The organism is Mesorhizobium denitrificans (assembly GCF_003403035.1).
GTDB classification, from domain to species: Bacteria; Pseudomonadota; Alphaproteobacteria; order Rhizobiales; family Rhizobiaceae; genus Mesorhizobium_G; species Mesorhizobium_G denitrificans.
The window spans coordinates 44,588-68,918 of sequence record NZ_QURN01000005.1 but is presented as its reverse complement, the minus strand read 5'-3'; the positions used below and the strand labels follow the sequence as shown (position 1 = coordinate 68,918).

General features: G+C 58.8%; 23 protein-coding genes. 14 read left to right on the top strand and 9 right to left on the bottom strand.

What is annotated here, in order from left to right:
• Nucleotides 1-230 precede the first annotated feature (230 nt).
• Nucleotides 231-1,811, top strand: coding sequence for a trimethylamine methyltransferase family protein (locus DY251_RS07185; protein ID WP_116623203.1), 1,581 nt, complete (start codon nt 231-233; stop codon nt 1,809-1,811).
• Nucleotides 1,812-1,888: 77 nt separating this feature from the next.
• On the top strand, nt 1,889-2,554 hold the full coding sequence (locus tag DY251_RS07180; protein ID WP_116623202.1) for a hypothetical protein: 666 nt from the start codon (nt 1,889-1,891) through the stop codon (nt 2,552-2,554).
• Here DY251_RS07180 and DY251_RS07175 read toward each other — a convergent pair.
• Nucleotides 2,551-3,507, bottom strand: coding sequence for an SH3 domain-containing protein (locus tag DY251_RS07175; RefSeq protein ID WP_116623201.1), 957 nt, complete (start codon nt 3,505-3,507; stop codon nt 2,551-2,553). The two genes, DY251_RS07180 and DY251_RS07175, sit on opposite strands and share 4 nt — an antisense overlap.
• 275 nt (nt 3,508-3,782) lie before the next feature.
• Between DY251_RS07175 and DY251_RS07170 the strand changes: the two genes are divergently transcribed.
• The 4 genes from DY251_RS07170 (at nt 3,783) to DY251_RS07155 (ending at nt 7,962) form a co-directional block, all read left to right on the top strand.
• A complete protein-coding gene (locus DY251_RS07170) occupies nt 3,783-4,325 on the top strand; it encodes an RNA polymerase sigma factor (RefSeq protein ID WP_170971325.1) in 543 nt (180 codons plus the stop codon).
• A 2-nt stretch (nt 4,326-4,327) separates the two neighbouring features.
• Complete coding sequence (locus DY251_RS07165) at nt 4,328-6,307, top strand: vWA domain-containing protein (protein ID WP_116623199.1); 1,980 nt, start codon at nt 4,328-4,330, stop codon at nt 6,305-6,307.
• Between the two features lie 132 nt (nt 6,308-6,439).
• On the top strand, nt 6,440-7,222 hold the full coding sequence (locus tag DY251_RS07160; protein WP_199498800.1) for a class I SAM-dependent methyltransferase: 783 nt from the start codon (nt 6,440-6,442) through the stop codon (nt 7,220-7,222).
• A gap of 143 nt (nt 7,223-7,365) precedes the next feature.
• A complete protein-coding gene (locus DY251_RS07155) occupies nt 7,366-7,962 on the top strand; it encodes a PadR family transcriptional regulator (protein WP_116623447.1) in 597 nt (198 codons plus the stop codon).
• On the opposite strand, the gene bmt is transcribed toward DY251_RS07155, so the two are convergent.
• On the bottom strand, nt 7,963-8,970 hold the full coding sequence (bmt, locus tag DY251_RS07150) for a betaine--homocysteine S-methyltransferase (protein WP_116623198.1): 1,008 nt from the start codon (nt 8,968-8,970) through the stop codon (nt 7,963-7,965).
• A 47-nt stretch (nt 8,971-9,017) separates the two neighbouring features.
• On the bottom strand, nt 9,018-9,869 hold the full coding sequence (locus DY251_RS07145; protein ID WP_116623197.1) for a helix-turn-helix domain-containing protein: 852 nt from the start codon (nt 9,867-9,869) through the stop codon (nt 9,018-9,020).
• A 151-nt stretch (nt 9,870-10,020) separates the two neighbouring features.
• Here DY251_RS07145 and DY251_RS07140 point away from each other — a divergent pair, with 151 nt between their 5' ends.
• From DY251_RS07140 to DY251_RS07130, 3 genes are read left to right on the top strand one after another with little or no spacing between them, the layout of a single operon-like run.
• A complete protein-coding gene (locus DY251_RS07140; RefSeq protein ID WP_116623196.1) occupies nt 10,021-11,019 on the top strand; it encodes a fatty acid desaturase in 999 nt (332 codons plus the stop codon).
• A gap of 22 nt (nt 11,020-11,041) precedes the next feature.
• A complete protein-coding gene (locus tag DY251_RS07135; RefSeq protein WP_116623446.1) occupies nt 11,042-11,755 on the top strand; it encodes a phosphate/phosphite/phosphonate ABC transporter substrate-binding protein in 714 nt (237 codons plus the stop codon).
• A gap of 23 nt (nt 11,756-11,778) precedes the next feature.
• A complete protein-coding gene (locus DY251_RS07130) occupies nt 11,779-11,877 on the top strand; it encodes a hypothetical protein (RefSeq protein ID WP_116623445.1) in 99 nt (32 codons plus the stop codon).
• An 8-nt stretch (nt 11,878-11,885) separates the two neighbouring features.
• On the opposite strand, the gene DY251_RS07125 is transcribed toward DY251_RS07130, so the two are convergent.
• Together DY251_RS07125 and DY251_RS07120 are read right to left on the bottom strand one after the other, a co-directional pair.
• A complete protein-coding gene (locus DY251_RS07125) occupies nt 11,886-14,462 on the bottom strand; it encodes a GcvT family protein (protein WP_116623195.1) in 2,577 nt (858 codons plus the stop codon).
• Nucleotides 14,463-14,502: 40 nt separating this feature from the next.
• Nucleotides 14,503-16,077 carry a trimethylamine methyltransferase family protein gene (locus tag DY251_RS07120; RefSeq protein ID WP_116623194.1) on the bottom strand — a complete coding sequence of 525 codons (1,575 nt, stop codon included), beginning with the start codon at nt 16,075-16,077 and terminating at the stop codon, nt 14,503-14,505.
• Between DY251_RS07120 and DY251_RS21735 the strand changes: the two genes are divergently transcribed.
• The 3 genes from DY251_RS21735 to DY251_RS07105 are packed head-to-tail and all read left to right on the top strand — an operon-like array spanning nt 16,076 to nt 18,156.
• Nucleotides 16,076-16,342, top strand: coding sequence for a hypothetical protein (locus DY251_RS21735; RefSeq protein WP_116623193.1), 267 nt, complete (start codon nt 16,076-16,078; stop codon nt 16,340-16,342). The two genes, DY251_RS07120 and DY251_RS21735, sit on opposite strands and share 2 nt — an antisense overlap.
• Before the next feature lie 48 nt (nt 16,343-16,390).
• Complete coding sequence (locus DY251_RS07110; RefSeq protein ID WP_116623192.1) at nt 16,391-17,773, top strand: aspartate aminotransferase family protein; 1,383 nt, start codon at nt 16,391-16,393, stop codon at nt 17,771-17,773.
• A gap of 38 nt (nt 17,774-17,811) precedes the next feature.
• Entirely contained in the window at nt 17,812-18,156 is a 345-nt protein-coding gene (locus DY251_RS07105; protein ID WP_116623191.1) for a hypothetical protein, read from the top strand.
• Between the two features lie 445 nt (nt 18,157-18,601).
• Here DY251_RS07105 and mmsB read toward each other — a convergent pair whose 3' ends face one another.
• On the bottom strand, nt 18,602-19,489 hold the full coding sequence (gene mmsB / locus DY251_RS07100) for a 3-hydroxyisobutyrate dehydrogenase (RefSeq protein WP_116623190.1): 888 nt from the start codon (nt 19,487-19,489) through the stop codon (nt 18,602-18,604).
• Between the two features lie 23 nt (nt 19,490-19,512).
• Entirely contained in the window at nt 19,513-20,667 is a 1,155-nt protein-coding gene (locus DY251_RS07095; RefSeq protein WP_170971330.1) for an isobutyryl-CoA dehydrogenase, read from the bottom strand.
• A 176-nt stretch (nt 20,668-20,843) separates the two neighbouring features.
• Between DY251_RS07095 and DY251_RS07090 the strand changes: the two genes are divergently transcribed.
• On the top strand, nt 20,844-22,313 hold the full coding sequence (locus tag DY251_RS07090) for a cobyric acid synthase (protein ID WP_116623188.1): 1,470 nt from the start codon (nt 20,844-20,846) through the stop codon (nt 22,311-22,313).
• Here DY251_RS07090 and DY251_RS07085 read toward each other — a convergent pair.
• Entirely contained in the window at nt 22,310-23,095 is a 786-nt protein-coding gene (locus DY251_RS07085; RefSeq protein WP_116623444.1) for a TSUP family transporter, read from the bottom strand. The genes DY251_RS07090 and DY251_RS07085 overlap by 4 nt on opposite strands.
• Before the next feature lie 80 nt (nt 23,096-23,175).
• Here DY251_RS07085 and DY251_RS07080 point away from each other — a divergent pair, with 80 nt between their 5' ends.
• Nucleotides 23,176-23,610, top strand: coding sequence for a TerB family tellurite resistance protein (locus DY251_RS07080; RefSeq protein WP_116623443.1), 435 nt, complete (start codon nt 23,176-23,178; stop codon nt 23,608-23,610).
• On the opposite strand, the gene DY251_RS07075 is transcribed toward DY251_RS07080, so the two are convergent.
• Nucleotides 23,554-24,123: a DUF924 family protein gene (locus DY251_RS07075; RefSeq protein WP_210210079.1), complete on the bottom strand. Its 570-nt coding sequence runs from the start codon at nt 24,121-24,123 to the stop codon at nt 23,554-23,556. The two genes, DY251_RS07080 and DY251_RS07075, sit on opposite strands and share 57 nt — an antisense overlap.
• Nucleotides 24,124-24,331 lie beyond the last annotated feature (208 nt).

Here is a 24,331-nt window from a genome sequence, read left to right as displayed (position 1 = left end):
TAGGGCAATTGCGATGGATGCGAAATTACCGCGCCCAAGTTAATTTCCCATAGCCGATTTGCGACCTAACGCAAAAGGAAAGCGACTGAAGAATCCACGCTTTGCTTGTCGATATTGAGATAGGGCTTGGCGCTGTCGGGCCGTTTCGATTAGCGTGCTTGACTACGATCCCGAACAATCGGCCCGAACAATCGGAAAGCGGCGCGAACAGCCTGGCGAGGAGCAATATCATGGACGACAATCTGCCGGTCGAAGCGGAAGCGGCTACAGGAGGCCGTAGAGGCAGGGCAGATCGCGGCGGCGGCGCTGCGGCGCGACGCGCTGCGCGCGGCGGAAGCGGCCCCGGCACGCAGCTGACCTACATCAAGCGCAAGATCCCGGTCTATGAGGTGCTGGACGAGGAAGGTCTGGCGCTGATCGAGAAGAACGCGGACACGGTGCTGGAAGAAATCGGCATTGAGTTTCGCGACGATGCGGAGGCGCTGAAGCTCTGGAAGGATGCGGGAGCCGACGTCAAGGGCGAGCGCGTGCATTTCCCCAAGGGGCTGCCGCGCTCGTTGCTCAAGACCGCGCCGTCGACCTACACACAACACGCGCGCAATCCCGAACGCTCGGTGGAGATCGGTGGCAAGGGAACGGTGTTTGCGCCGGTTTATGGCCCACCATTCGTGCGCGATCTGGAAGGCAATCGCCGCTATGCGACGATCGAGGATTTCCGCAATTTCGTGAAGCTGGCCTATATGGCGCCGTCGATCCACCATTCGGGCGGCACGGTTTGCGAGCCAGTCGATGTGCCGGTGAACAAGCGCCATCTGGATATGGTGTATTCGCACATTCGCTATTCCGACAAGCCGTTCATGGGCTCGGTGACTGCGCCGGAGCGCGCGGAAGACACGGTCGAGATGTGCAAGATCCTGTTCGGTGATGAGTTCGTGCAGAACAACACCGTGCTGACCAGCCTCATCAACGCCAATTCGCCGATGGTGTTTGACGAAACGATGCTCGGCGCGCTGAAGGTTTATGCGCGCAACAACCAAGCCTGCATCGTGACGCCTTTCATTTTGGCGGGTGCGATGAGCCCGGTGACAGTTACGGGTACGCTGACGCAGGTGCTGGCTGAAGTGCTGGCGGGCGCTGCGCTGACACAGCTGATCCGGCCCGGCGCGCCAGTGCTTTTCGGCACATTTGCGTCGTCGATTTCCATGCAGTCGGGTGCGCCGACATTCGGCACGCCGGAGCCTTCGCTGGTGTCTTACGGCGCAGCGCAACTTGCCCGCAGGCTGGGCCTGCCGTTCCGTACCGGCGGTTCGCTTTGTGCTTCGAAAGTGCCGGATGCGCAGGCAGCATATGAAAGCGCGAATACGCTGAACTCGACCATTCTGGCAGGTACAAACTTCGTGCTGCACTCGGCAGGCTGGCTCGAAGGCGGACTGGCGTCCTGCTACGAAAAGTTCATGATGGATGTCGACCAGCTCGGTATGCAGCAGAAGTTTGCGGAGGGCGTCGATCTTTCCGAGAACGGGCAGGCGATGGACGCGATCCGCGAGGTAGGGCCGGGGAGCCATTACCTCGGCTGCACACATACGCAGGCGAATTTCCAGACAGCGTTTTACCGCTCGTCCATTGCTGACAACAATTCGTATGAGCAATGGCTGGCGGAAGGCCAGAAGACCGCCCCGCAGCGTGCAAACGAACTCGCGCGGCGCTGGTTGGAAGCCTATGAAGCGCCGCATCTCGACGCTGGCATCGATGAAGCGCTGAACGCGTTCATCACCAAGAAGAAAGAGTCGATGCCCGACGCCTTCACTTGAAAGGAGCCCGAATCCAGCCGGGCTAAAGTGGCTGGTCTGATTCACAAGGACGTCTGGCGGAGCGCATTCCGCCAGTGATGAAGGTGCTTGCCGAATTTCTTGAACGGCAGGGCCTGAGCCTTCGAGGTGGGATCAATTTCGGGATGGACGATGATGCGCCGCATGGCGCGTCAGGCCAGCCGGCAAAGGCGGTTTTGCTGGTTGGCAATGTGGGTGCTGGGTTCTGGCCGCATTTTCAGCAATGGTACTCAGCGCAGGCGAGGCGAACAGAAAATCCGCTGGATGAGTGGTCGCGCGAGGTGATTGGCGCTGCCGGTGCGCTGATCGGCGCGCGGGCCGTGCTGCCAAATGACCGGCCATTTCTGCCATTTCAGCAATGGGCGATGCGCGCGGAGGGTTTACGCGCTTCGCCCCTCGGAATTCTCATGCATCCCGAATATGGCCTATGGCACGCGTATCGCGGCGCACTGCTTCTTAATGCCGAATTGCCGGATGACGGGCAGGTAGCCACCGAGCATCTTTGCGACCTATGTGTTGAGAAGCCCTGTCTGAAGGCTTGCCCGGTTCATGCACATCAAGCGACTGGATTTGCCTATCAGCGGTGTTTGCAGCACGTGAGGAGCCCAGCAGGCGCGGACTGTCGATTGGGCGGATGTATGGATCGCAACGCTTGTCCGTATGGCACGAAGTTTCGCTATCCGCGCGCAGTCCAGCAATTCTTTATGGACGCTTTTGTGCGTTAACGCATGGATGGTTCGGCTACCGGTTTTTTTGCCGCCGGTGTCGTGGTGTCCGCAGCCGTTTTCTCATCATCAGACGAGTTCTTGGACTGTCCGCCAGAACTGATGAAGTTGGAATCGCCGTAGATGGCCTTATCCAATGGCTCCGTGCTCGCCGCGTCGGTCCTGGCGCGGGGCTTTGATGCTGCCGCGGCCCGTCCACTGCCTATGAAGTCTTTATAAACAAAGCCGCGCTGACCATTATACGAAATTTCGCACCATTGCTCGCAACCGGGAGCGATGGAAACGCGCGCGCCATCCGGCACGACAAGGATTACCTTTGACCCGCTGCGTGGCGCGGCGCGCATGTTTGCGGCTTCGTTAAGCGCGGTGTTGCCCGTCAGCGCGCGGCCCGTCGTTGCCGCTTTTGCTGGAGCCGGGTCATTATCGACAGGCTCACGCGCGCGCTCTGCGCGAGGTGCGGCCAGAGGAACATGAGGCACCGTTGCCGCAAGATCGACTGTGGGCTCAGAATTTTCATCTGGCGTTACGATCATCGCAAACGGATCGTTCGCGCTCGACGCATCCTGAGCCAGATTGCCGGAATTGCTGTCATCATCAGCATATGCTGCAAGCAGCGCGCGCTTTTGGGCCGAAGCGTCCGTATTTACGGCGGCTTCGCGCGCCCAGCGTGGATTTGCGCCGTGCAGCGCGGCGCTCTCTTGAGGCGAGGCCTTAACCGATGCCGTGGGTGCGCGGTCTGTCTGCTGTGTGACTGCGGCACCCTTATCGGCGGGCTCTTCGGAGATGGCTACAGTCTTGACCTTGTGCGCGGGCAACTGAAAAACCGCCGCTTGTGCGCTTGTGGTTGGCAAATCCGAGAAGAAGGAGCCTGCGGAAACGACAGCCGCAGCAATGCCTACCATCGCAGCGCAACCGGCACCGAGCACCAGAAGGGTGGTTTTTGCGTCGCTCACGACACGAGCGCCTTGCCGGACTTGTTGCCGACATATGTACTGAATCGAAACTGCATCGCGTCCTACAAGAACAAAAAAGATACGCGTGGTGGCCCGACCAGACCGGAGAGTTTTAATCCGGGTGAAATGTGGCCGAGATGTGGCAAAACACAATTTGTTACCGGATCGTTAATATTTTGCGGCCTCTTTCGTGTGCGAAATATTTTCTGTTTTTCACCCAAGGATTGGCCATTCTTTCACGTCAAAGCGAGTGAAGAAACGGGATTGCGCATCGCGTGAAAACTGGGGACGCAGAGCTGATAAGTCTTGCCCGGCAAGGGGATAGCGCCGCTTTTGGCCAATTGGTCGGGCGCTATTACGACTTTATTTATCGGGTGGCTTTTCGCTGGTGCGGGCGGCAGGCCGATGCAGAAGATGTTGCGCAGGACGTTTGTGTGCGGCTGGCACGCGCGATTGAAAGTTATCGTGGAGGATCTGCATTCACGACCTGGCTTTATTCAATGACGCTTAATGCGGCTCGCGATCTGCGGCGCAGATCTGTGCGGGAAGAGATGCGCAACGATGCCTACCGGGCTCACGCTCTGAGCGCCGCTTCCGTGGAACCAGCGGAAACGCATGACCCCGCAGACGAGCTTTGGCAGGCGGTGCGGCAACTTTCTGACAAACAGCGCGACGCGGTCCTGCTCGTCTATGGCGAAGAGCTTTCGCACGCGCGCGCCGCCGACGTGATGGGAATTTCAGAAGCAACCGTCTCCTGGCACATCCACGAGGCGAAGAAACGGCTGAAGACGCTGATGCGCGCGGCCGGGGAAGTTTGACGATGACCGACGACCACACACTCGGCCGATTGGCAAAACTCGACATTCCGGCTCCGCGCCCGGCTGCGCGGGAAAGTGCTGTCGCCGCGGCGATGCACGCGTTTGCGCAGGAAAAAGTCCAACACCAGACCCAAGGAATAGCTGCCCAACCGCGTCTTACCCACCGGATACTGAACCTGTGGGGCAAGATCATGGACCGCAAATTACTTTCGACATCTGCGCTGGCGGGAATATTGGCGCTGCCGCTGGCCGGATACACGGCCTTCTATTTGATGAAGGAAAATCCAATCGCGCTGGAAAGCGCTCCGGTGGCGGCGACACCCGCCTATGCGCCAGAGCCGGTGCCAGTGCCAGCGCCAGAGCCAGCGGTAGAGTCGGATGCAGGTGTAGCCGCCGCCTATGATATGAGCCAGATGCAGCAAGAAGTTCGCAGGCAGGCGCAAGCATCCGAGGCGTCCGGTGTTATGGACAAGCGCGAACGCAAGATGGTTGCGCAGCAGCCTGCCGTCGCGCCGGTGTCTGCGCTGCAGGATGTGGTTGTCGCAGAAGAAACCAGCAGCGACCGGGTGCAAAGCTTTGATACGAACCCGCTGAAAGTGGTGGCGGAATCGCCTGTTTCGACGTTCTCCATCGATTCAGATACGGCTTCCTATGCCTATGTTCGCCGTGCGCTGAAGGAAGGGCAATTGCCGCAGCCCGATACGGTTCGGGTCGAGGAAATGATCAACTATTTCCCCTATGACTGGAAAGGCCCGGACAGCGCGGCGACGCCGTTCAACACGACGGTGACGGTGATGCCGACACCTTGGAACAATGGCACCAAGCTGCTGCACGTCGCTATCAAAGGCTATGACGTGAAACCGGTCGAGCAGCCAAAGGCCAATCTGGTGTTCCTGATCGACGTTTCCGGCTCAATGAACGAACCCGACAAGCTGCCGCTGCTGCGCGCGGCCATGCGTATGCTCGTCAACAAACTGCAGCCCGGCGATACGGTTTCCATCGTGACCTATGCAGGGGAGGCGGGAACTGTGCTGGAGCCGACCAAAGTTTCCGACAAGGCGAAGATACTCAACGCCGTGGAGGCGCTGACGCCGGGTGGCTCGACGGCGGGCGAGGCAGGCATCCGCGAAGCCTATCGGCTCGCGCAAAGCTCGTTCGTCAAGGGTGGCGTCAACCGCATAATGCTGGCGACAGATGGTGACTTCAACGTTGGCCAGACGGATGACGGCAGCCTGACGCGGCTGGTTGAGGAAAAGCGCGACAGCGGTGTTTTCCTCTCGGTCCTTGGTTTCGGGCGCGGCAATTTGAACGACCAGATGATGCAGGCGCTGGCGCAGAACGGCAACGGTACTGCCGCCTATATCGACACCTTGCAGGAGGCCGAGAAGGTGCTGGTGGAAGATGCGTCATCGACGCTTTTCCCTATCGCCAAGGACGTGAAAATTCAGGTGGAGTTCAATCCGAACACAGTCTCGGAATACAGGCTCATCGGCTATGAGACACGCGCATTGGCTCGCGAGGATTTCAACAATGACGCGGTGGATGCGGGCGAAATCGGTTCCGGCCACGCGGTGACGGCGATCTATGAGATTACGCCGAAGGGCAGCCCGGCCGAGCAGGTGGATGCGCTGCGCTATGGCAAGGCGGAGGCGGATAGCGAGGTGGGCAACGGAGAATTCGCGTTCGTGAAGCTGCGCTACAAGCAGCCGGATGGCGATGTGTCGAAGCTTATCACTACGCCAGTGACGCAAGCCAACGAGGTGGCGAGCTTTGATGCGGCCGGGACAGACCAGCGGTTTTCGGTGGCTGTGGCGGCGTTTGGGCAAAAGCTGCGGCATGCCAGCGAAGTGAGAAATTTCAGCTTCGACCAGATCGAGAAGATGGCGTCGAGCGCGCGGGGCGACGATCCATTCGGCTATCGCACAGAGTTCCTTTCGCTGGTGCGACTGGCGGATGCGATGGGCGGTTCCAAGGCGCAGTAAGCAAAGTTTTCGGGCAGGGTGGCTGGCCGGCGGGAAACCGCCGGCCAATTTAAAATAACAAACAATTCTTTATTTATATATTTCGAATGTTTAATAAGAGTATATAGGCCTTTTTTGCTCCGGAATTTTTTGATGCAGGAACGTATAAAATACGAAGGTTGCCCGCTTTGCGCTTCAAGGGCGGCGCAACTGTATGTACTCGCTGACTGCAGCATCCACCCGCTCTACAATCCGGCGCTAAGTTCGACGCTGCACTGGCTGCGCTGCGATGATTGCGGCCACATTTTCACCGAAGGCTATTACACGGACGAATGTTGCAACCTCATTTTCTCAAAAGCGAATGAGCACCAAACGATCGGGCACGATTTCGAGCGCAAGAGATATATCGCCTCCAAGATGGTCGATAAGGTGCTGCCATACGCATCCAGTGGCACCTGGCTCGACGTAGGATTTGGTGACGGGGCACTTTTGCTGACGGCGCACGAATATGGATTCGATCCGGTAGGAATCGACCTGCGTGAGGAAAATGTACAAGCGTTGGCTAACCTTGGCGTGCGCTCGTTCTGCGGGGATATTGCCGAACTGAAACTGGACGAGCCGTGCTCCGTAATCAGCATGGCGGATGTTCTGGAGCACATCCCTTATCCCGCCGAGGCGTTGAAGGCGGCGAACAGGCTTCTTGACCAGGATGGCATTCTGCTGATTTCCACGCCCAATATCGATAGCTTTGCGTGGCGGATACTGGATGGCCAAAAAGCCAATCCTTACTGGGGGGAGCTGGAGCACTATCACAGTTTCGGTAGAGTGCGGCTCTATGAACTGTTGAAGCATTGCGGGTTTACGCCGGTTCGTTACGGAATCAGCGCGCGATATCGACTTGGCATGGAAGTGTTGGCGCAGAAGCATCGCGACTGACCGTTCCGCGATTTGAATAAAGGCGATTGCAGTTTCGTTGGCTGGCGGGAAACCGCCGGCCAATCTTTTTTGCACGTGCCTCTTGCAAAAGATATATCGTTGCGTAGATATATCGCATGAAAGATATATCGAAAGGAAATGCAATGTTTGGTCATAAACATCATCATCACAATGAGTGCGGCGGCTGGAAAATGGCTGGTCGCGGGCGCGGATTTGGCGGACCGTTCGGCGGCCGTGGTGGACGCGGTGGTCCGTTCGGACGGCATGGCGACGGACCGTTTGGCGGTCGCGGACGCCGGATGTTCGACAGCGGCGCGCTGCGCTTGGTCGTTCTGGGCCTGATCGCGGAAGAGCCGCGCCACGGCTACGACATCATCAAGGCGCTGGAGACGAAATTCCAGGGAGCATATAGCCCAAGCCCCGGCGCGATCTACCCGATGTTGCAAATGCTGGAAGAGGCCGATCTCGTGCGCTCCGATGCGGAAGGCAACAAGCGGCTCTATTCCATCACGGATGAGGGTAGAGCGTTTCTGGCGGAGCACGCCGAAGAATTGGCGCGGATCAACGCGCAGATCGATGAGGCTTCGGCAGACGTGAGCGGCGTGGCTCTCGGCGAGGAAATGCGCGCGCTAAAATGGTCGCTGTTCGGGCGGATGCGCGAGGGTTCGCTCGATACGGCCAAGGCAGGCAAGGCGCTGGAAATTCTGCGCCGTGCCCGCAAGGAAATAGACGAGCTTTAATTAGCCGCGACGGCGGCGGCGAGGCTCGCCGCTTGTCGTTTCGCTCGCAGCCTTGTTGCGAAGCGGGCCTATGCGCTCCACGATCGTTTCAATCGTGGGGCGCGCTTTCGGCTGCTTGTGACCGTCGAGCGCCTGGCGCATCGCGGCCAGATGCAGGAATGATGTGCCGCAACAGCCGCCGATGATTTTTGCACCCGCATCCACAGCCAGCCGAACATAGTCGGACATCAATTCCGGCGTGCCCGAATAGTGGATCTCGGTGCCGCGAAACTCCGGTATGCCGCAATTGCCTTTGACGATGACAGTCGCGTCGGACTTCGCTGCGGTCATGTCGAGCAGCGAGGCGAGAATGTCGGATGCGCCAACGCCGCAATTTGCGCCAACGGCGACTGGCGCTTCGGCAAGACCTTCCGCAACGCCGTGAATATCCTTCGGCAGCAGGCCCATCATGGTGCGGCCAGCGGTGTCGAACGAGCCGGTGTAGGTGTAGGGCAGACCGACTTTGATGGCGGCTTCTGCCGCTGCGCGGATTTCTTCCGGCGCGGACATTGTTTCAATCCACGCGACCTCAGCGCCGCCTGCTTTCAGACCTTCGATCTGTTCGACAAACGCTGCGACGGCATCCTCATAGCTGAGTGCGCCGAGCGGGATCAGCAATTCGCCGGTTGGGCCGACCGACCCCGCGACGATGACCTTGCGGCCCGCATTGTCCGCCACTGAGCGGGCGACTTCCGCTGCCTTTTTGTTCAATTCAAATACGCGGTTCTGCGCATGGTGAAGCTTAAGGCGATGACGCGTGCCGCCGAAAGAGTTTGTGAGGATGATATCCGCACCCGCATCAACGAAACGCTGGTGCAACTGGGCAATGGTTTCCGGCGCAGTTTCGAGCAAAAGCTCCGGCGCTTCGCCTGCTTCAAGGCCCATCGCGAAAAGGTTGGTGCCGGTTGCACCGTCTGCAAGGAGTACGCCTTTTTCAGCGAGCAGGGCGTCGATTGGATTCGCCGTCATTGGATGAGCCTTTGAATGGGATTCTGGATAAAGATATAAAGAACTCTTTATGTCTCGTCAACGACCATAGATGCGAGATTGCGCGCGTATGAGGCGGTGTCGTGTGCATGAACGACGGCGGCGCGGATCAGATTATCGAAATGGCGGGTAAGCATCGAGATGGGTGTTGGCGCGTTCAGCACGAGATACATGTCGCCGACATAGATCGCAGCGCGAAGTGAGCCAAAAATCGTATAGGGAACGGAGTAGCGCTGCCTTCCATCATAGAGGATGAGGCGGAAGGCGGGATATAGTTCTTCAAGCAGGGTGGCCATGTGCAGCAACTGGCGGCGGCGCTGCGCCGCGGGGAAGCCGCTCCATATGCCGCGACCTCGCGCGAAAATCTCAAGCGTATGCCGTGGCATACAGGCTTCCATGTCCGTTTCCGGCCTGCGATTATAGTCGATGCGGTTGCGGGCCTCATTGGCCTGCGCTTCGGCATCGCGATGGCTGATGCCCGCCTCGTAATCGACAAGCTCCTGCGTGCGCAGAAGGTCCGGGATGCCTGCTGGAACGTAGCGAACCTTCATGCCCGCGGCTTCGGCATACCAGCGCGCCATGAAGGACTCGCCATAGCCGGAAACGCCTTCCTCGATTTCCATCATGTCCCGGATTTCACCCGTGACGACCTCATCTTGCGAAAGACCGAGCAGCCAATCGAGCGAAACCTTGTGCCGGTCTGCGATGGTCATCAACGTTTCCGCACGGGGCAGGCGCGTGGTCGCACCCGACAGAATTTGCGACAGGGCGGAGCGGTCTATCCCGATGGTTCCCGCAAAGGTGGATTGATTCAAACCGGAGCGCAGCAGCAGCGCCTTTAGCCGCTCTCTGAACAGAGCCGAAACGTCGCGCTTGTCCATGTCATCCTGCTGTCAACGAACGTCTATGTTTACTTAACATAACATATGAGAATTATTGTGTGCAATATAATCGTATTGTGCGCATTGTATCGTTGAAGTGCGCACGATCTGGTGACAGCCTTATGTCAGCATCATCCAGAAACACACTTGCATGTTAGACAAACCGCGCAGCAGCAGAAAATCCAGGGTCGAATGGCCGACCGTATTTTTGGTTATCTTGTGCTATGGCCTGTGGGCCTTTGCGGGACTTTTCATCTGGCCAGCCTATCCAGTTTTCGCCTTGCTCTTGATGGGCGTGGCAGTTGCGCTGCATTCCTCGATTACGCATGAGGTGTTGCACGGCCATCCGACCCGCAACGCGCTGCTGAATGAAGCTTGCGTGTTCCTGCCGATTGGTTTGGTGTGGCCGTATCGCCGGTTCAAGACGCTGCATCTTCGCCATCACGCGGATGAGCGACTGACAGATCCCATGGACGACCCGGAAAGCTACTATCAGGCTTTGTGGCGGCATGAGGCAATGCCGCGCTGGCTGAAAACGCTGTTGAGGATCAACAATACGATGGTTGGTCGCTTTGTGCTTGGTCCCTGGCTGTCGAGCATTGGTTTTGTGGCCGGTGACGTCAAGCTGATCGCCTCAGGAGACAGGGCGGTGGCGCAGGCGTGGTCGTTGCATCTTGCCGGGCTGGCCATCGTTGTTCCGATTGTTATCTACGGATTTGGAATTCCTTTCTGGCTCTATATTCTGGTGCCGGCCTGGCTCGGCCAGTCCATGATCGCTATCCGCACATTTGCCGAACACCAATGGGACGAGAATCCCGAGGGGCGGACTGTGATTGTGGAGCGCACGCCGTTGTCTTTTCTGTTTCTGAACAACAATCTGCACTTTGTGCACCATGCCAGCCCGACGGTTGCGTGGTACAAGTTGCCGAGGCTTTTCAGGGAGAGACGGGACGAATGGGTGCGGCTCAACCACGGGTATGTTTTCCCGAATTATCTCGCCATGCTGAAAGCATATGCGTTCAGGGCGAAGGAACCGGTGGCGCATCCCGTGCTGCGCGCAACGCCGGAGTGCGGCGGCGCAAGCGCATGGCTGGAGAAGCGCCGCGCCGACCAAGCAGGACAATCTACATCAAAGATTCCCGCCGAGTGATTTCAGCTCAGGCGTGCTGCTCGTGAGCGGGGTTATCGCGGCACTGCCGATGTATGACTGGCCGGAGCGTCGTGGGGAGGTGGATGCGCAGTGGGCTGCGCTTCGCGATCATCTGCGGGCGCGCGGTGTCGATGCGCCGCAGGAACTTTCGCGACGGACCGGCGATCTGCTGGATTTTTGGAAGCGGCCCGACCTGCTGTTCTCGCAAACTTGCTGGGGACCGATGGAGCAAGGGCTCGATGCATTTGCACAAGTGCTGGGACAGCCGAGCTATGACGGGATCGAGGGCGGCGACGGCGAGTTGTATTCCAGTGCGATAATCATGCGGCGGGCGGACGTTGCGGGCGGCGAAGTAGCTGCGCCAGCTGGTGCGGAGGCCGTGTTGCCGGTCGAGCTCATGCGTGGACGGCGCTTTGCCTATAATGTGCCGGATTCAATGTCCGGGATTATCGGCATAACGCGCGACCTCGAAGCCGTAGGCGAGGACATCGGCGTGTTTAGCGAATTGATCGAAACCGGCGGGCATCGCGGATCGATCCGCGCAGTAGCGGATGGACGCGCCGATGTGGCGGCCATCGATTGCCTGAGTTGGGATCTGGCGCAAAAATACGAACCGCCCGCGAGGGAGCTTGTCGTGGTGGGCTGGACCGCGAAACGCAAGGGACTGCCGTATATTTCGGCGAAAGATACGGCGATTGAGGTTGTGGAGGCGCTGCGCGAGGCGTTGAGATTTTAATTAGTATTGTCTAATATCTCGTACTGAGGTTTTGGAACGACGACGTGCTGAAAGACATCGATGGCGTGTGCGCGACCATCCTTGCGTATGCATGCGACCGTTCATTGCAGCCGTGGCGGTGATTACCCCCTCATCCGCGCATTTTTTCGCCAGCAGGATCGAAAAGCGGCTGGAGGTTGATGCGGGCAGGGCGACGGTGACCGAGAATTTCAATCTCGAACATGCCTTCGCTTTCGTCACCCGCAAGCTCCGTAGGCAAGTAGCCCTGCGCCAGCGATTTCTGGACATAGTGCGCGTAGCCTCCCGACGTTATCCAGCCAACGACGCGCCACTCGCCATCGACTGCGCCAAGCACACCTGAGCCATCCGTGCCGACGCGCTTGCCGTCGCCTTTGGCTGGCTTGCCGTCAGACCCATAGCGCTTTGCGCCGTGGCCGTGCGATGGTGCGACGGTGCCGTAATCCTTGCTGACCTTGGCCCAGATTGGCTCGTCGCCCATGACGTCTGCATCGATCGCATCCACGACGAACGAAACGCGCCGCAGCTTGGGCCCATCGGCCTTTTCCTGCGCGGCAGCTTCGCGGCCGATGAAGTCGTTTTTGTCGAGCCGAATAAAGCGCTCCATCGAGCCTTCGAACGGCCCGTAGATCGGGCGAAGTTCGCGGAACCATGTCGGGAAGTTCTTTTCCAGACGCATGGAAAGCAAAGCGCGCATGCCGAAATCGACAATGCCAAACTCCTCGCCTGCTGTCTTGATCGCGGCGTAAACCTTGCGCTGATAGGCGGGCGCCATCCAGATTTCATAGCCCAGATCGCCGGTGTAAGTGACGCGGTTGATCATGCACGGCGCGCCGCCCACAGCCATCTGGCGGTGATCCATGAATTTGAACGAGGCGGTGGAAACATCCTCATCGACAAGCTTTTGCAGCAGCGCCTGCGCCTTGGGGCCAGCGATGGAAAGGCCGACGAGCGTTTGGTCAAAGCGGTGAATGTGCACGGAGCCGTCCTTCGGCTGGTGCTGTTCGAACCAGCGCATGTGATATTTCTGCGCCGCGGAAGAGCCCCAGATCATGAAGGTTTCGTCGCCGGTTTTGGCGATGGTGAAATCGCCGATCAGCTTGCCATTATCGTTCAGCATCGGAGTCAGAACGATGCGGCCTTTTTTCGGCATACGGTTGGTCATGAGGCGATTGAGAAATTCTTCAGCGCCCGGACCGGAGACTTCATATTTTGCGAAGTTGGCGATTTCGGTGATGCCGACGCCTTCGCGCGTGGCGCGAACCTCATTGCCAATATGCTCGAAATCATTCGAGCGATGGAACGACACGATGTCCTTGGGCTCGGTGCCTTTGGGCGCGAACCAGAGCGGCGTTTCCAGACCCCAGCTATCGCCCATGACGGCATTTTGCGCGACCATCGTGTCATAGAGCGGCGTGGTTTGATTTGGGCGCGCGGCGGGCAACTCCTCATTCGGAAACCGGATGGAGAAGCGACGCGAATAGTTTTCGCGTACCTTGGCGTTGGTGTAGCGCAGGGTGGCCCACTCGCCCCAGCGGGTGACGTCCATGCCCCACACATCGAAGCCGGGGTCGCCGTGAACCATCCAATTTGACAGCGCCAGCCCGACGCCGCCGCCCTGGCTGAAACCGGCCATGACGCCGCAGGCCACCCAGTAATTCGTCAAGCCCTGAACCGGGCCAACGAGGGGGTTGCCATCCGGCGCGAAGGTGAAGGGGCCGTTGATGATCTGCTTGATGCCCGCCTTTTCAATTGCCGGGAAATGCCGGAATCCGATTTCGAGCGAGGGGGCGATGCGGTCAATATCGGGCTGGAGCAGCTCGTGTCCGAAGTCCCACGGTGTGTTGACCGGCGACCACGGCTTGCACGCCTTTTCGTAGGTGCCGAGCAACATGCCCTGTCGCTCCTGCCGGGTGTAAATCTCGCCCTTGAAGTCGATGACGTGGCAGATCTCACGGCCATGCGTTTTGTTGTATTCGATGACTTCCGGCATGTCCTCGGTGAGCAAATACATGTGCTCCATTGCCAGCACGGGAAGCTCAAGGCCGACCATGCGGCCGACTTCGCGCGCCCACAGACCGCCGCAGTTCACGACATGCTCGGCTTTGACCGTGCCCTGTTCGGTGACGACATTCCATGTGCCATCAGGGTCTTGCGTGAGTTCCCTGACGGGATTGCGCAGCACGATTTCCGCGCCGAGCTTGCGCGCGGCCTTGGCGTATGCGTGCGTGGTGCCGGAGGGGTCGAGATGGCCCTCCACCGGGTCCCACAGCGCGCCGACGAAGTTCTTTTCGTCCATCAGCGGGAACATGGCTTTCGCCTCGGAGGGCGTGACCAGTTCCGTATCCATACCGAGATAGCGGCCCTTGGCATGGGCAAGGCGCAAGAAATCCATGCGCTCCGGCGTGTCTGCCATCATGAAGCCGCCGACGAGATGCAAGCCGCAGGACTGGCCCGAAACTTCCTCCAGCTCCTTGTACAGGCCGATCGTGTAGGCCTGGAGCTTGGCGACGTTGGGGTCGCCGTTCAGCGTATGAAATCCGCCTGCCGCATGCCATGTGGAGCCGGAGGTAAGCTCCGAGCGCTCGATCAACATGATGTCGGTCCAGCCCGCTTTTGCGAGATGGTAAAGCACCGAGCAGCCTACGACGCCGCCACCAATGACGACAACTTTCGTATGAGATTTCATGCGGATAGGTCCAATTTCAGAGAGATTGAATCAGGTTATTCTAGAAGTCGGTCGGCGCGCCGCCTTCGGCCTTGCGGCGGGCAACGAAGGCGCCGAGTTCTTCGCGAATGGCGGGGTCGAGCGGCGGCGCTTCATACATGGCCAGCCGCTCCTTCCAGATGCGGTTAGCCTTCTGGATCGCGGTTGGGCTGCCGTTCTCTGCCCAAGTTTCGTAATTGCGCCAGTCGGACAGGACGGGCTGATAAAACGCGGTTTTGTAGCGCGCCTGCGTGTGCGGTGTGCCGAAGAAGTGACCACCGGGACCGACGTCGCGGATCGCGTCGATGGCCAGCGCATCTTCTGACAGGTCTAGCGGTGTGAGGAATTCGGCGACCATTTGCAAAAGGTCGATGTCGAGGATCATCTTTTCATAGGAGCAGGTGAGGCCGCCTTCCAGCCAGCCAGCGGCATGCTTGATGAAATTGCCGCCGCCCTGAATGCAGCCCCACAGCGAAAACACGCTTTCATATGCCGCTTGTGCGTCTACGGTGTTGGCCGCGCAGACATTGGAGGTGCGATAGGGGATGTTGTAGCGCCGCGCCAACTGCCCTCCGACAAGCTGCGCCTTCATATATTCCGGCGTACCGAATGCGGGCGCGCCGGATTTCATATCGACGTTGGACGTGAAGCCGCCATAACCCACGGGCGCGCCCTTGCGGACCATCTGGGCAAAGGCGAGGCCCGCCAGCGCTTCGGCGTTCTGCTGCACGAGCGCACCGGCGATGGTGACGGGGGCCATCGCGCCGGACAGGGTGAATGGAGTGACGACAACCAACTGCCCATGCGAGGCCATCTGGATGATGCCTTCCATCATGGGAACGTCGAGTTTCAGCGGCGAATTCGTGTTGATGATAGTGATGAGCGACGGCTCGTTGAGGAATTGCTCTGGCGAAACGCCGCGCGCGATGCGGGCGATTTCCAGCCCATCGAGATTGCGTTCCTTGCCTAGCGAATAGCAGTGGAACACCTTGTCGGTTAGCGTGACGAAATCGGACAGGCATTCGAGATGGCGGATTGACGGGTGCAGGTCGATGGGCTCGACCGGATAGCCACCCGAGAGATGCAGAATGTTATGCATCTGGCCGAGCTTTACCAGATTACGAAAATCCTGCTGATTGCCAGCGCGGCGACCGCGATCCGTATCCGAGCAATTCGGAGCGGAAGCCATCTGCGCGAACAGTATGTTGTTGCCACCAAAGCGCAGATTGTGCTCGGGATTGCGTGCGTGGAGCATTACCTCCGGCGGGCAATGCGCAATGTATTCCATGATGAGATCTGAATCGAAGCGCACGCGCTGCGAGCCGGATTGCAAATCCGCGCCAGCCTGCCGCATAGTTTCGCGCGCACCATCATGCAGCACCTCGACGCCGATTTCCTTCAACACGCGCAGCGAGGCGAGATGGATGGATTCCAGTTCGTCGTCCGACACGAACTTGGTCGGCGTGAATGGAATACGCAACTGCCGGAAAGCCGGTTGATCGAAACTGGAACTGCTGGGCCGCTTGCCCGCGCGACCACCGCGCCGCGCACGCTCTGGAGGAAGGACAGGCTCAACGGCTTCAACAGCAACGTTCATGGATGCACTCGTGGTTCGAATTCTGGCATTATCTTGCAGCGGCGCAAAGCTGGTGGTTGCGGGCGCGGCGACGCAAAGCACGAAGGAAGCGACATGCGCGCGTAGTGCCGCCGCTTGCGGGGCGCGCTATCACTCAGCTATGCTGGCGAGCATGAAAGGGATTTTCGCGCAGCTTGCCATCGCCGTGACGCCGTCGTCCGTGACGCGTCATGCCGAATTGCTGCGGCTATGCGCACGCATCGGCTATTCGCCACCTCGCGGTTGAATTCGCCCCGGCATCTGCCGGATCGATTCAACTTTTGAGGATAACCCCATGACCTATCAGAATTATTCGCTGAAGCAGCTTCAGCAGATCGACGCCGCACATCATCTGCATCCATTCACTGACCACAAGGATTTGCGCGATGCGGGCACGCGCATCGTCACCCACGCCAAGGGGCCTTTCATTTACGATAGCGAGGGCAACGAAATCCTCGACGGAATGGCGGGGCTTTGGTGCGTGAATATCGGATATGGGCGCGATGAACTGGCCGAAGTCGCGGCCGAGCAAATGAAGGAACTGCCATACTACAATTCCTTCTTTAAATGCACGGTGCCGACGGCGGCGCTGCTCGCGCAGAAAATAGCTTCGCTGGCGCCAAAGCACATCAACCAGGTGTTTTTCGGGTCTTCCGGCTCGGAGTCCAACGACACCGCGCTGCGGATCGTTCGGCACTATTGGGCACTTGAGGGGAAGCCGGAAAAGAACCGGATTATCTCGCGCAAGAATGCCTATCACGGCTCAACCGTTGCGGGCACATCGCTTGGCGGGATGGAGGGTATGCACGGCCAACTCGGCGGTGCGGTGCCGAATATCGTACACGTGATGATGCCCTATGCGTTTGAACTGGCACTGCCGGGCGAAAGCGATCACGATTTTGGCCTGCGCGCGGCCAAATCAATTGAGGACGCGATCCTTGAAGCCGGACCAGACAAGGTTGCGGCGTTTATCGGCGAACCGGTAATGGGAGCAGGGGGCGTGAAGATTCCGCCCGCAAGCTATTGGCCGGAAGTTCAGCGCATCTGCCGCAAATACGACGTGCTGCTGATGCTGGACGAGGTGATTACCGGCTATGGCCGCACGGGCAACTGGTTTGCAGCCGAGACGTTTGGCGTGGAGCCGGATACCATCACCACGGCGAAGGCGCTGACCTCGGGCTATCTGCCCCTGTCCGCGCTGTTGGTGGGCGACCGGATTGCCTCTACCTTCATTGAAAAGGGCGGCGAATTTTACCACGGCTACACCTATTCAGGGCATCCAGTGTGTTGCGCGGTTGGCTTGCGCAATCTGGAAATCATTGAGCAGGAAGGGCTGGTAGAGCGCGTGCGCGACGACACGGGGCCTTACTTCGCCCAAGCGCTGCGGGAACGCATCTCGCCGCATCCGCTGGTGGGCGAAACGCGGTCTGTCGGGCTGATGGCTGCGATTGAAATCGTGGCAGACAAGGCAACGCGCGCGCGGTTCGAGCCGGCGGGCAGCGCTGCTGTCATAGTGCGAGACTATGCCATCGCAAACGGCATGATGATGCGCGCGACGGGCGATTCCATGATCCTGTCGCCGCCGCTGATCTGGACGCGCGACACGATCGATTTGGCGTGTGACCGAATTTTGAAGGCGCTGGACCTTGCACTGACCGACCTTAAGCCTGCATCCTGACAGCGGGAGGAGCTGTTAGGCTTTTGGGAAAGATAGCGATGGCAAAGCGCAAGCGCAGAACCGCAGTAACCGGCGCAGACCTGATGTTTGCGCCGATGGTCGCAATGATGCGCTTGCCGCTGATGTCGGCAGAGGCGAATAACCCTGCAGCGCTGCCAACCGAAACGATGAAGGCCGGAGCGGAAAAGTTTGCGGCCTTTGTCGAAGGTGTTGTGGCCGCGCAAACGACCTATGCGACCGCAATGCTGTCGTTTTGGCCCGAGGTGATGTCGGGACGCAAACCTTCGATCATGAACAGCGGTTTGGCGGAAAAAGCCATGACTGCCGCGCTTCACCCCACGAGCAAGCGGGTGCGCGCAAATTACCGCCGGTTATCAAAATAGGTTTATTCGCGATAAAAAGTTTAGCTGTAACGAACTGTTTCACCCGATTGAAGTAAAGTGATTGCGACGCTGATTGTGCGAATCGCGACATGGGCGTATCACCGACAAATGGATGTCGGGCGGGCACCTGGGGCGTCCAAAAAAGCCTAGCTTACCGAGCGGTAAGCGGGCTTTTTCTTTTTGGGCAATCAGCTGAAAGTTTGGAATATGTGCTGAAAAGCAAAAACCGCGCTTTTGGAGCGCGGTCTTGCCAAAAGTACGCATGGCCACGCATACACACGCAGTGAACCGTTTTGGCTCCGGTACGCGAGACCTGATCCGGAGCGCTGGGCGGATGCGACGACCGCCGTGCTCATCCTTCTAAGGCAACATCGTTACCGCACGGTTAGTAAGTGCTTAAGCAAAGCTTAATCGCGCGATTTTGTTTGATTTTTTGCGATGAGGCTTATTGGCCCACATCGCCGCGCAAAAAGCGGATGATGCCGGAAAAATCCGTGCCGCCATGACCGAGCGCGTTGAAGAGGCTGTAAAGCTGCGTGGCTTCTGCGCCGAGTGGCGTTATCGCGCCTGCGGACTGTGCTGCTTCTTGCGCGAGCTTGAGATCTTTGAGCATGAGCGCCGCTGCAAAACCCGGCTGATAATCGCGGTTTGCGGGTGAGGTGGGGACCGGACCCGGTACGGGGCAATATGTGTCCAGCGACCAGCAGCGACCCGACGATGTGGATGCGACATCGAAAAGCGCCTGATGCGACAGGCCAAGCTTTTCGGCCAGAACAAAAGCCTCGCCGACTGCTATCATGGAAATGCCGAGGATCATATTGTTGCAGATCTTGGCGGCCTGACCGGCACCGGCGTCGCCGCAATGCACGATGCGGCCAGCCATTGGTTTCAGGATCGGCTCGGCTTTCGCGAAGGCATCTTTCGAACCTCCCGCCATGAAGGTGAGGGTGCCTGCAGCCGCGCCGCCCGTGCCGCCGGAAACAGGCGCATCAACGCTGAGATGGCCCGCGCCGGTGGCGATGGAATGCGCACGGCGAGCGGAATCGACGTCGATGGTTGAGGAATCGATGAACAGCGCGCCCTTCTTTGCCTTGGTCGCGAGCTCTTCATAGACCGCGATTACATGCTTGCCCGCAGGCAGCATCGTTACCACCACATCGGCGTCTTTAACGGCTGCGGCGGCGCTGGCCATGACGGTGATGCCATGCTCGCTGGCGGTCTTGAGGTTTTCCGGCAGCAGGTCGAAACCGTGGACCGTATGCCCAGCCTTGACCAGATTGGCGGCCATGGGGTTGCCCATATTGCCGAGGCCGATGAATGCGATGGTGGTCATGCTGGTTCTCCCTGCCAAGCTGCTCAACGCCCGATCAAATGACGGGCGACAATGACGCGCATGATTTCGTTGGTGCCTTCGAGAATCTGGTGAACGCGCAGATCGCGAACCAGCTTCTCGATTCCGTAGTCGTGAAGGTAGCCATAACCGCCCAGCAATTGCAGCGCGTCATTGGCAACCTTGAATCCAGTATCCGTGACGAAGCGCTTCGCCATAGCCGACCACTTCGATGCGTCCGGCGCTTTGCGGTCCAGCTTTGCAGCTGCGGTGTAAAGGAACATGCGCGCGGCCTGCAGCTCAGTTTCCATATCTGCCAGCCGGAACTGGAGCGCCTGAAACTGATTGATCGACTGCCCGAATGCTTTGCGCTCTGCTGTGTAGGCAAGCGCCTTGTCGAGCGCGGCCTGTGCGCCGCCAAGCGAGCAGGCGGCAATGTTGAGGCGACCGCCATCAAGGCCCGACATGGCGATACCGAATCCTGCGCCCTCGTCGGAAAGGCGATTTGCGACAGGCACGGCGCAGTCCTGAAAATTCACCGTGCGGGTGGACTGCATGTGCCAGCCCATCTTGTGTTCGTTCGCGCCGAAGGAAAGCCCCGGCGTGCCGTTTTCGACAACGATGGTGGAAATGCCCTTTGGACCATCCTGACCCGTGCGCACCATGCAGACATAAAGGTCGCTATCGCCGGCGCCGGAGATGAACTGCTTTGCGCCGTTCAGCACATAATTGTCGCCTTCTCGCGTGGCGCGCGCCTTGAGAGCCGCGGCGTCGGACCCCGAACCGGGTTCGGTGAGGCAATAGCTGGCGAGCCATTCCATCGAAGTGAGCTTCGGCAAATAGCGCTGGCGCTGCTCCTCATTGCCGAAGCGGTCGATCATCGACGCGCCCATATTGTGAATGGAAATGAAGGACGAGAACGCCGGGCAGGCCTGCGACAAGGCTTCAAAAATCAGCACAGCATCGAGGCGACCGAGCGCGGAGCCGCCGACATCGTCGCGCACATAAATGCCGCCCAGCCCGAGGGGGCCCGTTTCGCGGATCACATCGGCGGGAAAGTGCTTTGCCTTGTCCCATTCGAGCGCATAAGGCGCGACGCGGTCTGCCGCGAATGCCTGCGCCATTTCCTGAATAGCGCGTTGATCTTCGTTTAACTCGAATTGTTGTGAATGGGTATCGATGGCAGCGTCCATCGTTTCCTCCCCGATGCTATTTGACGGCTTGCGCGACAGTCTAGATCAATGGTTTGAAGGCGCAATCCAAACCGCCGCACGGACGTTGTGCAAAATTTGAGTAACGGTATGCAAGCAAGTGCATCGATTCGACTGCAGGTAGAAATGAGTGGCAGGCCCTGAATATGGCAAAGGCAATCATGCTTCAGGGGACCGGCTCAGATGTCGGCAAAAGCGTGCTGGTTGCGGGGCTTTGCCGACTTGCGCGCAATCGCGGGATGAATGTGCGGCCATTCAAGCCGCAGAACATGTCGAACAATGCGGCAGTTGCAGCGATACCCGGTGAGGCGGGCGCGGGTGAGATTGGTCGCGCGCAATGGTTGCAGGCGCTGGCCTGCGGTGTGGAGCCAACGGTTCACATGAATCCGGTGTTGCTCAAGCCGCAGAGCGACACGGGTTCGCAAATAATCGTGCAGGGCAAGGTTTTCGGTACGGCGCGCGCTGCGGACTATCAGGTGCTGAAGCCCAAGCTGATGGATGCCGTTATGGATTCGTGGGGGCGGCTGAAGGCTGAGGCGGATCTGGTGGTGGTGGAGGGAGCGGGTTCGCCTGCGGAGATTAATCTGCGCCCGCGCGACATTGCCAATATGGGTTTTGCGACAAAGGTCGATGTGCCTGTCGTGCTGGTTGGCGACATACATCGCGGCGGCGTGATTGCGTCGATTGCAGGAACGCACCTGATTTTGCCGGAAGAAGATCGCCGGATGATCTGCGGCTACATCATCAACAAGTTTCGCGGCGATGTTTCGCTGTTCAGCGATGGAATTGCGGCGATTCAACGGTTTACGGGGTGGCAGTCCTTTGGCGTGCTGCCTTGGCTGAGCGCGGCCTCGCGCTTGCCCGCCGAGGATTCCGTGGCAATCGAGCGGATGAAGGGAATGGGCACGGGCAAATTGATTGTTGCCGTGCCGATACTTGGCCGCATCTCCAATTTCGACGATCTCGATCCGCTTTCAGCGGAGGATGATGTCGAGGTCGTTTTCGTACCGCCGGGCGAACGACTGCCGGAGGCGGCGAGGCTTGTGATCCTGCCGGGGTCGAAATCTACGATTGCCGATCTGGCTGCCTTTCGCGCGAATGGCTGGAATGCCGATCTGTTGGCGCATCGCGCGCGGGGAGGGGCGATCATCGGCATTTGCGGCGGTTATCAGATGTTGGGACGCCGCGTTTTCGATCCGCAGGGTATCGAGGGAAACGTGCGCGAAGCCGAAGGGCTTGGCCTGCTCGACGTCGAAACCGTGATGGAACCGGAAAAAACGGTGCGCGATGTGGCGGCGCATTCGAGCGTGTTCGATGTGCCGCTGCGAGGCTACGAAATACATTTGGGTAGAACTACGGGGCCGGACACCGCGCGACCGGCGCTGACGATCAATGGCGCGCCGGATGGCGCAGTTTCTACCGATGGGATGGTGTTTGGCTGCTATCTGCACGGCCTGTTCGAGGCTGCGGAATTTCGGCGAAAATATCTAGGCACGATGGGCATAGACGCGGGAAAGGCAGATCACCGGGCGGTGGTGGAAGCGGCGCTGGACGACATCGCAACGGAGATGGAGCGGCATCTGGATTGCGATGCCTTGCTGGCGACGGCGCGCTAGATTCCGATCAGCACACGTAGTGGATTTGCGGGGTCGATCAACAGGCGGATCGCAAGCGCGACGCAGGCTGTGACCAGCATCGGCTTGATGAGCTTGGAACCGACGCGCATGGCGACGGTTGCGCCAAGCCGCGCGCCGCAGAACTGCGCTGCGCCCATGAGCAGGCCGACTTTCCAGACGATTGCGCCTGCGAACACGAATACGGCGAAGCTGCCGATATTCGACGCGAAGTTGAGAAGCTTCGTGTGCGCTGTTGCTTTCAGCAGCCCGAAGCCCATGAGGCTGACGAAGGCGAGCATGAAGAACGACCCGGTGCCGGGGCCGAACACGCCATCATAAAAACCGATGGATGGAACGACGGCGGCACCGAACAAAAACGGGCTGATGCGCTGATGGCGGTCGACATCGCCCATATTCGGCTTGAATGCAAAATAGAGCGCGATTGCGATGAGCAGGACCGGCAGAAACGCCTGCATCCATTCGCCCGGAATGCGGGTCGCAAGATATGCGCCAAGCGCGCCGCCGATTGCGGAAAGTATGCCGACCGGAAGCTGCTTGCGAAGGTCGACATAGCCCTTGGAAGCATAGGTAAGCGTTGCCGAGCCAGACCCCCACAGCGACTGCCATTTGTTGGTGCCAAGCGCTTCGACCGGTGACAGGCCGGCGAGCAGGAGAGCCGGTACACTTATGAGGCCGCCACCGCCCGCAATGGAATCGATGAAACCGGCAATAAAGGCGGCAAGGCCAAGCAGCAGCGCGGTTTCAGTGGCAATTTCGAACATGCGCGCTTGCAACACGCTTGCGGCATTTGCGCAAGGGCCAAATCGCGCTACCAATCAGCCACGATTCGAGGACAGTGGACATGGCGCTGAAATTGCTTGAGCAGATCAAATCGGTGTTTGAAGGCGATCCGGGCGTGCGCAAGGTTGCCGACGATCCTGTGCTGACCGCCGAACTGCTTCTGCTTTTCCGCATGATACTGGCCGACGGCGTGGCCACCGAAGATGAGATGGAAACGCTGCGCCGGATTTGCCGGGATTCGTTCGGCATTCCCGATGAAAGCATGGACGGCGTGGTCGAATATCTGAACGACTACGGCTATGAAACGAATGGCGAGCAGGCGATCGAGATGTTTCTTGATCTTGATGTCGAGCGGCGCAAATTGCTGGCGCGCCACATGGCCGAAATTGCGAAATCAGACGCCAAACTCGCGGAAGGCGAATTGAAGCTGATGAAGCGCTCACTTGAAATGCTTGGACTTCGCCCGGGGGATCTCGTTTTGCCAAGCGGGTCCTGACGTATTTTTCAGCTCGGGCTTTTCGAGCAGGAACGCCACTTCCTCTTGCGTGCTTGGCCTGCCCAGCATCTCATTGCGATGCGGAAAGCGGCCAAATTTGTTGATGATTTCCATGAAATCTCGCGCCTTCGTCGCCCAGTGCTGGCCGAGATTTCCAATCAAGGCAACTGAAATGCGCTGGTCGGACAGGTCTTCGGAATGAGTGAAGGGCAGGTAGAAGAAGAGTTTCAACCTGTCTTCCACCAAGTTCGGATAACCGGCCTTTAGAGCGATCCGCGCATATTGGATCGCGAGCGCGTCGGTGCTGTACATTTCGACCGTGCCACGGAACGCGAAGCGCGGATATTGATCGGTCAAAAGGATCAGCGCGAGAGCCCCATAGGGGTCTGCGAGCCAGCTATCGTGCTCACGATTTATGACCTGCTTCGCCAGTTCGGCAGAGAAATCACGAAAAAAGGAGTCGAATGCGGAATTCTTCGCGAACCAGTATCGCGAGGATTGCCGCCAAAACATGATCAGCTCAGATGCTGCTGCGGGTTTGGAACTGAATACGCCCTTCCCGACAGAAGCTCCTATGAAATGCTGCCCCACCAATGTGCCCTCTTTAGCCTCGTGACCTTTCATCCGAGGCGAGTGTTGATTTTTTGGAGTTTCCAACGCGTGAACTTCAAAGTGAGCTGAGTTCGTTGATTTTGTTTCTGCGTTGAACCTCAGTCTTATA